We start from the raw sequence: 14,377 nt of genomic DNA on the forward strand, positions 1-14,377 counted from the left end.
CGAATATTCCGACGCTTCGACAGGTATGAGGGCCCGGCGCCCTCCGGGGTTGCCTGACGATCACCAGGAGAGAATGACATGTGAGGGGAATGTGAAGTCAGGGGGCAACTGTGAGTGCGGACACGGTAGTTGGCGGTGGCGGGGCTCCGCTGCTGGGCCGCTCCGTCGAACTGGCCCGGTTCGACGCGCTGCTCGACCGCGCGGCGGCCGGCGCGCGCGGCACGGCGAGCGGCGGCGGGTCCCGTGACACGACGGGAGGCGGGGGATCCCGTGGCACGACGGGAGGCGGGGGATCCCGTGGCACGACGGGAGGTGGGGAGCCCTGTGACGGGGGCCGTTCCCGGCTCGTCGACATCACCGGTGAGGCCGGCATCGGCAAGAGCCGGCTGCTGGGCGAGGTGTGCGCGCGGGCGCACCGGCGCGGCATGACGGTCCTGCGCGGCAGGGCCACGGAGTACGAGCGGCAGGTGCCGTTCCAGGTGTTCACCGACGCGCTCGCCCACCTCGACCCGCACGCCCTGGACGGCTTCGAGGACCCCGACGCGGTGGCGCCGCTCCTCCAGCGGGGCGACGCCGTCGACCGCTTCGCCCTGCACCGCTCCACCGCCGCCCTGCTGGCCCGGCTCGCCGCACCGTCCGGTCTGCTGCTGGCCCTCGACGACCTGCACTGGGCGGACCCGGCGTCCCTGGAGCTGCTGGACCATCTCGTACGCCATCCCGTGCACGCCCCCGTGGTCCTGGCCGTGACGCGCCGGGACCGCCAGGGCCCCGAGTCCCTCGCCGCCAGGCTCACCCGGGAGCTCGACACCGGCACGGTCGTCCGGCTCGCCCTCGGTCCGCTGAGCGCACGCGACTGCGCCGAACTGGCCGGGCCCGCCCTGCCGCCCGCTGAGACGGCCGCGCTGCACGCGACGAGCGAGGGCAACCCGTTCTACTTCCTGACCCTCCTCCAGGCCCACCGCGGGGGTACGGCGCCCGAGTCCTCCGCGCCGCCCGGGCTCGGCACGCTGCTGCTGGACGAACTGACCGTGCTCTCCCCTGCCCGGCGCGGCGTCGTCGAGGCCGTGGCGGTCCTGGGCGAGCACGCCACCCCGGCGATGGTCGGCCGGGTGACCGGCCGCTCCGGCACCGCCCTCACCGCCGATGTCCACGCCCTCACCCGCCGCGACCTGCTGCGTTCCGGCCCGCAGGGTCTGCTGACCCTGCGGCATCCGGTGGTGCGGACCCTCGTCCACGAGAGCACGCCCTACCTCAGGCGCGTGGAGATCCACCGGCTCGCCGCGCGGGAACTGGCGCGCTCGGGCGCCTCCGCCGCCGAGCGGGCCCACCATGTGGAACAGTCACTGACCGCCTGGGACCCGGAGGCGGTGGCCGTGCTCGTCGAGGCCGCCGCACGCACCGCCCGGACGGCCCCGGCGAGCTGCGCCCACTGGCTCGACGTGGCACTCCGCCACCTCCCGCACACTCCCGAACACGCGCCGTGCAGACGTAAGTTGATGCTTCGGCGGGCCCGCGCCCTGGCCGCGTGCGGTGGTCTGCGTGAGAGCCGCGACCTGCTCCAGGAGCTGATCGCCACCCCGCGCCGATCAGCCGCCTCCCCGGCCACCGACGAGGACCGGGGGCTGCGGGTGCGCGCGGTCGTCCTGTGTGCGCTGGTGGAGCGTCATCTGGGGCGTTGCACCGAGGCCGTCGCGCTGCTGCGCCGCGAACTGGCCCGCGACCCCGCGCCCGCCGATGTGGTCCGGCTCGGCCTGGAGCTCGGCTCGGCGGCGCCCGAGCACAGCGACACCTCGTACACCCGGGTGCGCGACGAGGTCGAGGCGGCGCTCACGGCGGCCCGGTCCACGGGGGACGAGGTCGGGGAGGCGGGCGTCCTCGCCGTCGCCGCCCTGGGAGAGGCGTACGAGGGAAACATGAGCGCGGCGCACGGGCTCGCCCGGCAGGCCGCCGCCCTGGTCGACTCCCTGCCGGACAACGACCTCACCGCGCTGTGCGAACCCCTTGCCCGGCTCGGCTGGGCGGAGGCGTTCCTGGAGCACTACCCGGACGCCGAGCGGCACGCGGAGCGCGGCCTCGCCATCGCCCGCCGCAGCGGCCAGCTCTACGTCGTGCCCCATCTGCTGCTGTGCCTGTCCCATGTCCGGGTCCAGACCTGCCGGATCTCCTCGGCGCTGGAACTCGCCGACCGGGCCGAGGACATCGCCCGCGGCATCGGCAGCGACCAGTTGCTGGCGTTCGTCCTGGCGAGCAAGGCGGCGGCCCTCGTCGCCGCCTGCCCGCCCGGCGATCCGCGTCCGCTCGCCGTCGCCGAGGAGGCGGTGGCCGCGGCCGGCACCGGGGTCGACTGGTGGGCCTCCACGGCCTGGTGCATCTTCGGCTGGGCCGCGCTGATGGCCGGCGACCCGGTGCGCGCGCGGGACGCGATGCTCCGGGCGGGCGGGCCCGAACTACAGCGCATGCAGCCCTCGATGCGACCGCTGTACCTGGAGATCCTGGTGACGTCCGCGCTGGTGACGGGGAGGCCGGAGGAGGCCCGCGGCTGGGCCGAGCGGGCGCGCAAGGAGGCGGAACAGCTGGGGCTGCCGATGCAGAGGGCGTCGGCGCTGCGCAGCACCGCCCATCTGCCGCTGGCGCAGGGGGACACGGCCGCCGCGGCGGACCTGTTCGCGGAGGCCGCGGCGGAGAGCGCCCGCTGCGGCGCGGCCTTCTGGGAGGCCCACTCGCTGCTGCTCGGCGCCCCGCTGGAAGCGACGGCGGGCCGGGGCCGGGCCGGTGGGCGGGCCTGGCTGAGGGGGCGCCGGATCGCCGAGGCCGGCGGCAGCGGTCTGCTGGTCGGCCTCGCCGACGCCACCCGTCCGCCCGGCCGCGGCCCCGAGGCGCCGTACGGTTCCCCGGACCGCGCCGAACTCGCCGAGCTGCTGGCCACCCTGACCGCCCGGGAGCTGGAGATCGCCGAGCTGGTGGCGCAGGGGCTCACCAGCCGGGCCATCGCGGACCGGCTCTACGTCAGCCGGCGCACCGTGGAGACCCATGTCTCCCGCGTCTTCCGCAAGACGGGGGTCTCCTCGCGTACGGCTCTGGCCGCGCTGATGGCGCGCCGCCGCTCCGGGAGCCGTTTCGGGGACGCCCGCGCGGAGCAGGACTGAGACCCGCCGGGTGTCCCGGGCGGTGCCCGGTGCGCCCCGGTACGCACCGGCCACCGCGGTCCGGGCCGGGTTCGGCCGTCTACCTGACGTCGACGTGGTCGCCGGGCGCCGTCGCGGAGCCGGTCGTGGTGGTGCCGGCGAAGACGAAGCGGTAGGAGCCGTCGGCGCCGGCCCTGGTGGTGGCTCGCAGGGCGCCGCCGCTTCCGGTCTTCACCGTCTTGACCGTGGTGTAGGTGCTGGTGCCCTGCCTGCGGAACTGCAACTGCACCGGCTGGGAGGCGTATCCCGCGTACGTGCCGGTGGCCCAGTCGGCGCGGCTCAGCCTGCCGGTCACGGTGAGCGACGCGTTCCTCCCCACCGGCTCGGGGCCCGCGTCGGCCGTCAGCCTGGCGAGCCGGCGCACGGTGAAGGTGCCGGCCCGGTCCGTGTCGAACCAGTCCCCGTCCTTGGCGGTCACATTGGTCTCGACGTACCAGTGGTCGTCGGCCGCGTCGTTGCTGGAGACGTTGCTCGTGTCGACCGTCCAGGAGCCGGTGCAGGTGGAGGTCGTGGCGGTCTTGGCGGTGCAGGTGAGACCGCGGTCCGACGACCTGTAGACGTAGCCCGACAGCGTCACTCGCAGCTTCATCTCCTTGATCCCGGAATCGTCCCGCGCCGTGACGCTCACCTTGAAGGTCTTCGGAGCGGTGGGCCCGAGGGCGAGTTCGGCCCCGCCGTCGACGACGACATCGGTGATCGTCGTGTCCCCGTAACCGGCGGCGTGGGTAGCCGGCGTCAGGAGGGCCGACAGGGTCAGGGCGCCGGTGAGGACGGCGGCCATGGAACGGATGCGCACGTGCGTGGTACCCCCACATCGGTCGTCCGTCCGCCGAGGCCCGGCGGACAGCTCGGGCCCCAACCGTCCCGGCGGAACCGGGCGATGAGAGGGAAATCACCCGAAACGGCTGTCTGTCCGGCCCTGATGTAGTACGCGTCGACACCGGCGCGGTGTCACGGTGGACTCCACCGCCGGGGCACCGGCACGACAGACGCTCCGACGGAGGGCCCCAGCCGTGCAGCACGACCGAGGACCGGGTCCCGTGACCCACGCTGCGCCACCCGTGCGGGCGGGCGCGACGGCGTCCCCCGAGGCGCGCCCCGTCCGGCCGGCGCGGGCGCCGCGACCGCTCGCGGCGCAGCTGCTCACCTTCGTCGTGATCGGCGTGATCAACACGGCCACTTACTACGGCCTCTACCTGCTGCTCCTGGCCGTCGTCCCCTATCTGGCCGCCCACCTGGTCGCCTTCGCGCTCAGCATGACGGGCTCCTTCTTCCTCAACGCCCGGTTCACGTATCGCACCCGCCCGACGCTCCGGAAGTTCCTGCTCTTCCCGCTGGGCAACGCCACGAACTTCCTGATCACCACCGCGGGCGTCTATGTCGTCGTGGACGTGCTCCACCAGGGCCATCGCCTTGCCCCGCTCCTCGTCTCCGGGGTGGCGGTCCCGGTGACGTTCCTGGTCTCCCGCACCATCATGTCGCCGGGCCCGCGCTGAGCATTCCGGCGCCCGCGTACGTACGGAACGGGAGCCCACGCGGCACGAAGCAGACCGGTACCGAGCACGCGGAACGGAGTACGGCACGTGGTGAGGAAGCTGACGCGCGGAGTCACGCTGGCGGCCGGTCTGGCGGTGCTGCCCCTGGTGGCGGGGTGCGGCGGCGGTGACGGGGACGGGTCCGCCAAGAAGGGGGACGACACCAGCAGGGTGGCCGAGATCGTGGCCCCCGCCAAGGTCGAGGTGCTGGCCTCGCTCACCGGCTGCGACGTCAAGATCCGCACCGAGGCGGAGGAGCTCCGTGAGGGCGTCTGCCACACCAAGGCCGGCGACTACCTCATCACCACGTTCCCCAAGGAGGAACTCCTCCAGGTCTGGCTGGACTCCGCCTCCATATACGGCGGCAAGAAGCTGGTCGGCCCGCGCTGGGTCATCTCCGCGAAGGAGGAGGTGCTGGAGCCGCTGCGGAAGAAGGTCGGCGGCTCCGTCCAGGACCTGAGCACCTACGGCAGGACGGGCGGCGCGGGTCCGAGCGCGTCCTGACCGCGGCTCACCGGCCGTCCCGGCCGGGCCCGTTCGAGGCCGGTAGTCGCTGATGTCGTACACCGCCTCGTCGTCGATCGCGTCCTCGTCCCAGTCCAGGGAGATACGCGTGGGCCGGCCGTCCGCCGCGCGGTCCACGTCCACCCGGTCGGCGTCCTCGCCCCTGGCCGCGTCCGCCTCCGCCAGCAGGTCCCCGATGGTCGGCATCCGGCCGTCCGCCTCCCGTGCCACACGCCGTGAGTCCTCGTCGGTCCCGACGGCCTTGGTCACGTTCCCGTCCCGCACGGTCACCTCGAACGTCCCGAGCAGGGACCGCTCGCCCTCGCTCGACGTGAGCGTGTACGTGTAGGAGGCGGGCTCCCGCCACGTCGGCCGCGTGGACGCCGTCCCCGAGGGCGACTCGCTCCCGCACCCCGCCACCACCCCCGACACCGCCACGGCCAGGACGGCGGCGACCGGCGTGCTGATACGTGTCTTCGACATGGAGAGCCTCCTTGGTGAGTCGCCTCGGTGAGGCGGTCCCCCTGTGACGGGCCGGGGGCGGGAAACGTTCGCGAGGGCCGCCCCCGGTGCGGGAATCGGGCACCGTGGCCGCTGCCGGCGCCCCATCGTCGTGTTCTGTCCCACCCGTTGACTTCCACCCCGTCCGGCTCTACTTTCGGCCAGCCGAAACGTTCGGCACGCCGATCCTTGTTCGAGATATCGACCCCCCGGATATCCATCGAAGGAGCCGCATGTCCCCCGCCCCCCGCGCCGACTCCCCCGGATTCAGGCGCCGTTGCAGATCCGCGGCCGTCCGCGCCCTCGCCCTCGCGACCACCGCCACGGCGGCCCTGCTCTTCGCCCAGCCGGGTCGGACGCCGCACCCGGCCACCCCGCTCGACGCACGGCCCGTCGCCGTGACCGACCGTCAGATGGCCGTCCCCGCAGCCCCGATGGGCTGGGCCTCCTGGAACGCGTTCGCCGCCAAGGTGGACTACAACGTCATCAAGAAGCAGGTCGACGCGTTCGTCGCCGCCGGGCTGCCGGAGGCCGGATACGACTACATCAACATCGACGAGGGCTGGTGGCAGGGCACCCGCGACAGCGCGGGCAACATCACGGTCGACGAGGCCGAATGGCCCGGCGGCATGAAGGCCATCGCCGACTACATCCACAGCAAGGGCCTCAAGGCCGGTATCTACACCGACGCCGGCAAGGACGGCTGCGGCTACTACTTCCCGACCGGACGCCCCGCCGCGCCCGGCAGCGGCAGCGAGGGCCACTACGTCCAGGACATGACCCAGTTCTCCCGCTGGGGCTTCGACTTCGTGAAGGTCGACTGGTGCGGCGGCGACGCTGAGGGCCTCGACCCGAAGACCACCTACCAGGCGATCAGCGACGCCGTGACGCAGGCCACCGCCACCACCGGCCGTCCGCTCGCCCTCTCCCTGTGCAACTGGGGCTACTCCAACCCCTGGAACTGGGCGCCGGGCATGGGCCCGATGTGGCGCACCAACACCGACATCTTCTTCCACGGCGGGACCCCGTCGTACGGCAACGTCCTCACCGCGTTCGACCGCAACATCCACCCCACCGCCCAGCACACCGGCTACTACAACGACGCCGACATGATGGTCACCGGCATGAACGGCCTGACCGCCGCCCAGAACCGCTCCCACATGAACCTGTGGGCGATCTCCGGCGCCCCGCTGCTCACCGGCCTCGACCTCACCACCATGTCCGCCGACACCAGAAGCGTCCTGACCAACCCCGAGGTCATCGCCGTCGACCAGGACCGGCGCGGCCTCCAGGGCGTCAAGGTCGCCGAGGACACCTCCGGCCTCCAGGTGTACGGCAAGGTCCTCTCCGGCACCGGCAACCGCGCCGTCGTCCTGCTCAACCGCACGTCCACCACGCAGAACATGACGGTCCGCTGGTCCGACCTGGGTCTGACGAACGCCGCCGCGACCGTGCGCGACCTGTGGGCGCGGCAGAACGTCGGCACCCCCGGCACCGGCTACACCACCGGCGTCCCCGCGGGCGGCTCCGTCATGCTCACGGTCACCGGGGGCACCGAGCAGCCCGCGGCCACCTACAACGGCACAGCGAGCTTCTCCGGGGTCGGCGCCGGCAGCACCGGCCTGAAGACCGTCGACGTCTCCTACACCAACACCTCGTCCACGGCCCGCGTCGGCACCCTCACGGTCAACGGCCAGACCCCGACGAAGGTCTCCTTCCCGCCGACCGGCTCCACCCCCGGCAGCGTCTCCGTGCAGGTCGGCCTCACCAAGGGCGCCGCCAACACGATCGCCTTCTCGGGCGCCCCCACGCTCGAAGGCATCGTCGTCCGACCCCTGCCCGGCACCGACGCCACCCTCGTCACCGGCACCCAGTCCGGCCGCTGCGCGGACATCAACGACAACACCATCACCAACGGCACCGACGCCCAGCTGTGGACCTGCAACGGCGGCCTCAACCAGCAGTGGTCGTACCACAGCACCCGCAAGGAGCTGGTGGTGTACGGCAACAAGTGCCTCGACGCCTACAACCGCGGCACCACCAACGGCACCCGCGTCGTCATCTGGGACTGCACCGGCGGCAGCAACCAGAAGTGGAACGTCAACGCCGACGGCACGATCACCAACGTCAACGCCGGGCTCTGCCTGGACGCCTACCAGGCGGCCACCACCAACGGCACGAAGCTCGTGCTGTGGTCCTGCAACGGTCAGAACAACCAGAAGTGGAGCCTGACGTGAGCGACACGAACCACGGCACCGGGCTGTCCCGCCGGACGTTCCTCGGCGCGGCGGCGACCGTCCCGCTGGCCGCGACGGGCGCGCTGACGCTCGGCGCGGGCACCGCGCACGCCGCCGACTCGGCGTACGTCATGGTCTACTTCACCGAGTCCACCACCATGCTGGAGGCCAACTACGGGCTGCACCTGGCCGTCAGCCAGGACGGGCTGAACTGGACGCCGCTCAACCAGAACGCCCCCGTGGTCACCCCGACCCTCGGCGCCGGCGGTCTGCGCGACCCCTTCGTGATGCGCAAGCAGGACGGCACCTTCGTCGTCCTGGCCACCGACCTCAACGGCACCGACTGGAACCACGACAGCGTCAACATCCACGTCTGGGACTCCACCGACCTGCGCACCTTCACCGGCTACCGGCTGCTGAAGCTGCACGACATGACCGGCACCCACAGCTGGGCACCGGAGGCGTTCTGGGACCCCGGTCGCGGCCGGTACGGCATCCTCTACTCGTCGGTGAACAGCAGCGGCCACAACGTGATCATGGTCAGCTACACGACCGACTTCAGCACCACCACCGACCCCCAGGTCTTCTTCGACCCGGGCTACGACATCATCGACGGCACCCTGGCCAAGGACGTGAACGGCGTCAACTACCTCTACTACAAGAGGAACCAGCAGCTCGTCGGAGCCCGCTCGACGTCCCTGAACCCGGGCAGCTTCACTCCGTTCAGCACCCCGGTCGCCCACGGCGGCACCGAGGCGCCGACGGTCGTGAAGTCACTGACCTCCAACGCCTGGTACCTGTGGGGCGACACCTACACCCCCAACGGCGTCTTCTACGTCTGGCAGTCCACCGACCTCGCGTCCGGCACCTGGACGGCCCTCGACCAGAAGCTGTACACCCAGCCGCTCAACTCCAAGCACTGCGGCATCCACCCGATCACCTCGACCGAGTACTCCAACCTGCTCGCCAAGTGGGGCACCCCCGCCTGGAACCGGCTCAAGTCCTACAACTACCCGGCCCGTTACGTCCGGCACAGCAACTACGCGGCCCGGATCGACGAGTACCCCTTCGACCCGTTCCCCGACTCCCAGTGGAAGCTGGTCCCCGGCCTGGCCGACTCCTCCGGCGTCTCCTTCCAGTCCGTCAACCTCCCCACCCGCTATCTGCGGCACTACAACTACGCCCTGCGGCTCGACACGAACGACGGCACCTCCACGTTCGCCGCCGACGCCACCTTCGTCCGTACCGCCGGACTCGCGGACTCCACCTGGTCCTCGTTCCGGTCGTACAACTTCCCGACGCGCTACATCCGGCACTTCGACTACGCCCTGCGGATCGACCCGGTCTCCACGGCGGCGGAACGCGCGGACGCGACGTTCCGGGTCGGCTACTGAGCCGTCGGCACCCACCTCGCCCCCGGTGCGCCGAACGTTTCGGCCGCTTCCCCCGTCCCAGTGGGGACAGCGGCCGCGCGGGCGGCCGCCCGGGGGCCGGAGGGACGTATGGACAGGCGGACGAGGGCGCGCGTGGGTACGGCCGCGGCCGGTGCGGTGCTCGCGCTGGCGGCACTCCAGGGGTCGAGCTCGGGGGCGCAGACGGTGGCGGACGTGTCGTCGCCGGCGACGGTGTGCGAGGGAACCCGGCCGAAGGGCAGCCTCGCGGGCCTCGGCAGCCCGGAGGACACCCCGTTGCAGCGGACGCTCAACCACGTGGACAAGATCGCCTACGGCCGCTACGCCGACACCTTCACCGGTATGGAGGTCGACGAGGAGGGCTCCGGTGTGAGCATCTACCGCATGCCCTCCGCTTCCTTCGACGCCGCCGTCTGCGGGACCGCCGAGAAGGGCGTCACCGTCCGGCTGCACGACACGGACATCAACGCGGGGGACATCGACGCCCTCGCCGACCGGATCAGCGAGGACATGAGCCGCTGGGACGGCACCTTCCAGCTCCGCGAGGTCGGCCAGGACGGCAGGGGCCACGTCCTCGTCGGTGTCGACGACCCCGAGACGGCCGAACCCATCCTCCGGGCCGCCTTCGGCGAGCGGAACGCCAAGTACATCAGGGTGGAGTACGCGCCCCAGGCGGAGCTGCTCTGAGCGCGCTCGATCACCGGTTCGCGGGTCCCGCGAAGATCCGCTATGGTTGACCACGAGCCGCTCACCGGAACACCGGGAAGCACTCAATGCGTTGGTCGTCTAAGGAAAGACGCCCCACTTCCTGTGGGGAAATGCAGGTGCAAGGCCTGCCCGGCGCTCCACTTCGAACCCCGTCCCGCGGTCAGCGGGACGGGGTTCGTGCCGTTCAGGGCCCTTCTACTCGGTGGCCGTCCACTTCCGCGCGGCCACCGTCGCCGCGTCCACGTCCCGCAGCGGCCGCAGCCGGTAGGTGTAGGTGTAGTCGCGGTCGGCGAACAGCTTGTACTCGTCGTGCGTGTGGGCGCCCCAGCTGTTGTCGCCGCCCACCCCCATCTGGCGGTGGTTGACGCGCAGGACGACGGCGTCACGGGGCGTCAGCTGGTAGTCGTGGCGGACACCGGAGGAGAGGTCCTCCGGGGTGAAGTGCGACGCGTTGACCTCCAGCAGGGAGCCGGGCTCGGCGGAGACGAGGAGGCCGGCACCGCCGCGGTCGGTGAGCGCGGCCCAGCGGACGTCCGTCTTGTTGCCGTTCTCCTGGGGGCGGATGTACGGCGTCCACTGCCCGGCGACCGAACCCGAGTAGCGGCCGACGTCGGTGGCGTCGTTGCGGTCCCAGTGGTTCTCCTCCGGCCCCCGGCCGTAGTAGTGCAGCCGGTCCAGCCTGCGGGGCAGCAGGAGCAGGGTGCCCACCTCCGGGATGTACGGCAGGGACGACGCCCCCGGGTGCAGGGTGTTGTCGACCTTGATCTCCCCGTTCCCGAACACCGTGTACGTGGTCGTGTACGTCGACTCGGTGGCCGTCGGCAGGGTACCGCCGACCTTCACCTGGACGGCCCTGTCGGCGCCGAGGACCCGTACCGACACGTCCGTCACCTTGCGCCGGGCGCCCGCGTCCCGCCAGGTCTGGTTGCGGGTGTGGTGGCCGTTGCCCCGGTCGTTGTCCGTCGGCGCCCGCCAGAAGTTCGGCACGGCCCCGGAGTCGAGGAGCCGGACGCCGTGCGCCTCGTACGAGGTGAGCAGGCCGTCCGCCTTGTCGACGGTCACGGAGAAGTTCCGGCCCCTGACGGTGACCTTCCCAGCCGTCTCCTCGTGGCGGAGGGCCGGCACGCTCGCCAGCCGGGTGGGCTTCACCGCGGGGACCGCGGCCTTGACGGGCAGCTGCTGCTTGGCCACCTCGAAGCCCGCCTTCGCCCAGGGGGTGCGTTCCCTGGTGGTGAAGGAGAGCTGGAGGAAGTACTCCGTGCCGGGGGCGGGAGAGGCGGGCAGCCGGAAGGGGACCTTGATGTCCTTCGAGGAGAGCGGGGCGACGTTCAGCTGGGCGCGGGTCAGACGGCCGCGCTGGACCACCTCGCCGTCGGCCACCAGCGACCAGTGGCCGTCGTAGGCCCGCAGGTCGGTGAACAGGTTCTCGTTGGTGAGGGTGACCGCCGCGCCCTGCGCGAGGGTGGAGCCGGACGCCGGGGCCGCCTGGATGGCCTGGTAGATCTGCTTGACCTCGGCGGACTTGCCGGTGAGGCGGCGGTCGGCGGTGAGGATGCCGTCCGCGACGAAGGCGCCGTCATTGGGGTTGTCGCCCCAGTCACCGCCGTACGCGAGGAACGTGCGCTCCTTCGGCTTCCTCTCCGTCACCTTCACGGTGGCCGCGTCGAACCAGAAGCGCACCCCGTCGTCCCCCGGGCCCCGCCCGTCGGAAGCCAGCTCCGTCGCGCTCAGCGCCCGCGCGTACACCCGCGCCCGCCGTATCGTCCCGTTGAACTCCCGCGTCGGGTTGTCGATGTCGGTGGCGAGCGACAGCGGCGCGGTGTTGCTGCTGGGGCGCCGCGTGGTGGTGCGGGTCGCCTTCGCCTCGCCGTCGACGTACAGGGTGAGGGAACCGGCCTCGGCGTCGAAGACGCCCGCGACATGGTGCTCGCGCCCGGTCCAGCCCTCGTCCGGCACGTTCCAGCTCGCGCTGACCCACTGGCCGCCGCCGTGGATGAAGAACTCGACGCTCCGGTTCGTCTGCTTCAGCGCGTACTGCGTGTCGCCCTTGGCGAGGATCGGCTGGTGGCTGAAGGGGACGTGCGGGGTGAACCACGCCTCCAAGGTCAGCGACCCCGTCAGGTCCACGGACGGGTCACGCGCGAAGGCGGTCGCGCCGAAGACGCCCTTGTCGCGGTCGAAGCGCCCGGCGGCGGTGAGGAGTTCGCCCTTCAGCCCGTTCGGCCCGGAGTCCGTGAAGATCTTCCGCACCGGTACCGGCGTCGTCAGCGACTGGTCGATGAAGTCCCAGATCCAGCCGCCCTGGAGGACGTCGTAGCGGCGTACGAGGTCCCAGTACTTCTTGAAGTTGCCGGTCGAGTTCCCCATGGAGTGCGAGTACTCGATCATCACGTACGGGCGGGTGTCCGAGGTGTCCTTCGCGCGCTGCTCGACCCGCTGCGGGCTGTCGTACATCTCCGACCTGATCTGGCTGATCGTCGGCCGGTCGTCGCCCTCGTACTGGACGACGCGCGTCGGGTCGTAGGAACGGATCCAGTCGTGCATGGCGACGAAGGTGCTGCCGCCGCCCGCCTCGTTGCCGAGGGACCAGATGACGACCGAGGCGTGGTTCTTGTCGCGGTGCACCATGGCCTGGGCGCGGGCCACGCACGCCTTCGTCCAGTCGGCGTGGTTGCCCGGGTACTGGTCGCGGATGCCGTGCGTCTCCAGGTTCGTCTCGTCGACGAGGTACAGCCCGTACTCGTCGGCCAGCTCCAGCCACAGCGGGTTGTTGGGGTAGTGCGACGTGCGGATCGTGTTGATGTTCAACCGCTTGGCGAGCCGCATGTCCCGCTCCATGTCGGCGCGGGTCAGCGCCATGCCCCGGTCCGGGTGCATCTCGTGCCGGTTGGTGCCCCGGAACGACACCGGCTTCCCGTTGATCCGCATCAGCCCGTCCTTCAGGGCGAACTCGCGCAGACCGACGCGGTGCGACAGCGTCTCGACGACCTTGCCGCGCGCGTCCCGCAGCCGCAGCACCGCCGTGTAGAGGGTCGGACGCTCGGCCGACCAGAGCACCGGGTGCGGCACCGCCTTGCTCGCGCTGACGGTCACGTCCTCGCCGGCCGGGGCCGCGGACAGGTCGACGGACCGGACGAGGGGCCGCGACCAGACGGCGTGCCCGCGCGCGTCGTAGAGCTGCGTCTCCACGGAGTACGCGCCCTTGCCGGCGCCCTTTCCGTAGGCGCGGACGCTCGCTGTGACCGACAGGTCGGCGGCCTTGTAGCCGTCGCGGACCGGGGTGTCCAGCTTGAAGTCGCGCAGGTGCACGGCCGGGGTGTTGAAGAGGTAGACCGAGCGGAAGATGCCGCTCAGCCGGATCATGTCCTGGTCCTCCAGCCAGTCGCCGTCCGAGTAGCGGTACACCTCGACGGCGATCTGGTTGGTCCCCGGCTTCAGATGCGGGGTGATGTCGTACTCGGCCGGGTCGTACGAGTCCTCGTGGTAGCCGACCAGTTCGCCGTTGATCCACACGTAGTGCGCGGACTTGACGCCCTCGAAGTGGAGGAAGGTCCGGCGGCCGTCCGCCGTCCAGTTCTTCGGGAGCGTGAACCGGCGCCGGTACTGCCCGATCGGGTTGTACCGGGTCGGCGCGGCCGGTGGCTGTGCCTCCTCGCCGAGACCGTTCGGGCCCCACCACGGGTAGGTGATGTTGATGTAGATCGGGAAGTCGTAACCGTGGTTCTGCCAGCAGGACGGCACCGGGATGGTGTCCCAGCCGCTGTCGTCGACGTCGGTGCGGTAGAAGTCCTCGTCCCGGTCGTCCGGCCGGTCCGCGTACGCGAACTTCCACCGGCCGTCGAGGCTGAGACGGTACGGGGAGTCGGTGCGGTCGGCCTTGAGGGCCTGTCTGACGTCCGCGTACGGCATGAGGGTCGTGTGGGGCGGTTCGGCGCCGACCTGGAACAGGGCGATGTCGCCGTTCCACTCGGTGCCGTCGACCGTGACCGCCGCGGTGGTGGCCGCGGTGGTGGCCGCCCCCGCCGTCGCGGTGCGGGCCGCGGCCCGGGCGATGCCGTCGGGCAGGGCGAGGCCGGCGAGGAGGGCGGCGCCGCCCTCCGGGTCCGCGTGGGCGCCAGGGTGCGGGTGCTGCATGACCGGGGCCTTCCTCGTGACGACTTGGGGGAGTGCGCGTACTGAGGACCGTCGGATGCTGTCCGTTGTTGTTGAAAAACCGCGCTCACATTAGGACTTCGAACAGAAGTGGAGCAATGAGTCTGTCGGACTTTGTGTGGTCCTGGGGGTGGGTGGGGCCG

The 14,377-nt window shown here is 71.6% G+C and carries 9 protein-coding genes and 1 pseudogene; 7 read left to right on the forward strand and 3 right to left on the reverse strand.

The genetic code is table 11. From position 1 onward, the window contains the following. The first annotated feature begins 149 nt into the window (after window positions 1–149). Window positions 150–3,146: a helix-turn-helix transcriptional regulator gene (locus tag AOK15_RS01300; protein WP_055511802.1), complete on the forward strand. Its 2,997-nt coding sequence runs from the start codon at window positions 150–152 to the stop codon at window positions 3,144–3,146. Window positions 3,147–3,225: 79 nt separating this feature from the next. On the opposite strand, the gene AOK15_RS01305 is transcribed toward AOK15_RS01300, so the two are convergent. Continuing rightward, window positions 3,226–3,981, reverse strand: coding sequence for a hypothetical protein (locus AOK15_RS01305; protein WP_063798924.1), 756 nt, complete (start codon window positions 3,979–3,981; stop codon window positions 3,226–3,228). A gap of 343 nt (window positions 3,982–4,324) precedes the next feature. Between AOK15_RS01305 and AOK15_RS01310 the strand changes: the two genes are divergently transcribed. Together AOK15_RS01310 and AOK15_RS01315 are read left to right on the forward strand one after the other, a co-directional pair. Further along, the gene (locus AOK15_RS01310; RefSeq protein WP_055511805.1) at window positions 4,325–4,681 is read left to right on the forward strand and encodes a GtrA family protein; all 357 of its coding nucleotides are present in this window, start codon (window positions 4,325–4,327) and stop codon (window positions 4,679–4,681) included. Between the two features lie 87 nt (window positions 4,682–4,768). Further along, window positions 4,769–5,224, forward strand: a complete 456-nt coding sequence (locus AOK15_RS01315) for a hypothetical protein (protein ID WP_055511787.1) — start codon at window positions 4,769–4,771, stop codon at window positions 5,222–5,224. A gap of 99 nt (window positions 5,225–5,323) precedes the next feature. On the opposite strand, the pseudogene AOK15_RS46395 reads toward AOK15_RS01315, so the two are convergent. Continuing rightward, window positions 5,324–5,662 (reverse strand): annotated as a pseudogene (locus AOK15_RS46395) (DUF6174 domain-containing protein); the annotation flags it as partial. On the opposite strand from AOK15_RS46395, the gene AOK15_RS44785 reads away from it, so the two are divergent. The 4 genes from AOK15_RS44785 (at window position 5,601) to AOK15_RS01335 (ending at window position 10,061) form a co-directional block, all read left to right on the forward strand. Next, window positions 5,601–5,738 (forward strand): hypothetical protein, encoded by a 138-nt coding sequence (locus AOK15_RS44785; RefSeq protein ID WP_157870139.1) that lies wholly within the window; start codon window positions 5,601–5,603, stop codon window positions 5,736–5,738. The pseudogene AOK15_RS46395 and the gene AOK15_RS44785 sit on opposite strands and share 62 nt — an antisense overlap. 220 nt (window positions 5,739–5,958) lie before the next feature. After that, a complete protein-coding gene (locus tag AOK15_RS01325; protein ID WP_055511791.1) occupies window positions 5,959–7,962 on the forward strand; it encodes a ricin-type beta-trefoil lectin domain protein in 2,004 nt (667 codons plus the stop codon). After that, complete coding sequence (locus AOK15_RS01330) at window positions 7,959–9,356, forward strand: glycoside hydrolase family 43 protein (protein ID WP_055511793.1); 1,398 nt, start codon at window positions 7,959–7,961, stop codon at window positions 9,354–9,356. The genes AOK15_RS01325 and AOK15_RS01330 overlap by 4 nt, the downstream gene beginning before the upstream one ends. Before the next feature lie 108 nt (window positions 9,357–9,464). Next, window positions 9,465–10,061, forward strand: coding sequence for a hypothetical protein (locus tag AOK15_RS01335; RefSeq protein ID WP_055511795.1), 597 nt, complete (start codon window positions 9,465–9,467; stop codon window positions 10,059–10,061). Between the two features lie 216 nt (window positions 10,062–10,277). Here the strand turns inward: AOK15_RS01335 and AOK15_RS01340 are convergent, their stop codons facing one another. Continuing rightward, a complete protein-coding gene (locus AOK15_RS01340) occupies window positions 10,278–14,216 on the reverse strand; it encodes a glycoside hydrolase family 2 TIM barrel-domain containing protein (RefSeq protein ID WP_055511796.1) in 3,939 nt (1,312 codons plus the stop codon). Window positions 14,217–14,377 lie beyond the last annotated feature (161 nt).

The organism is Streptomyces ossamyceticus, from assembly GCF_001418475.1.
GTDB lineage: Bacteria > Actinomycetota > Actinomycetes > Streptomycetales > Streptomycetaceae > Streptomyces > Streptomyces ossamyceticus.

What these genes read in the sequence shown, in the direction of transcription:
- AOK15_RS01325 (WP_055511791.1), top strand. Translation starts at nt 5,959, where the DNA reads ATGTCCCCCGCCCCCCGCGCCGACTCCCCCGGATTCAGGCGCCGTTGC.
- AOK15_RS01335 (WP_055511795.1), top strand. Translation starts at nt 9,465, where the DNA reads ATGGACAGGCGGACGAGGGCGCGCGTGGGTACGGCCGCGGCCGGTGCG.
- AOK15_RS01340 (WP_055511796.1), bottom strand. Translation starts at nt 14,216, where the DNA reads ATGCAGCACCCGCACCCTGGCGCCCACGCGGACCCGGAGGGCGGCGCC.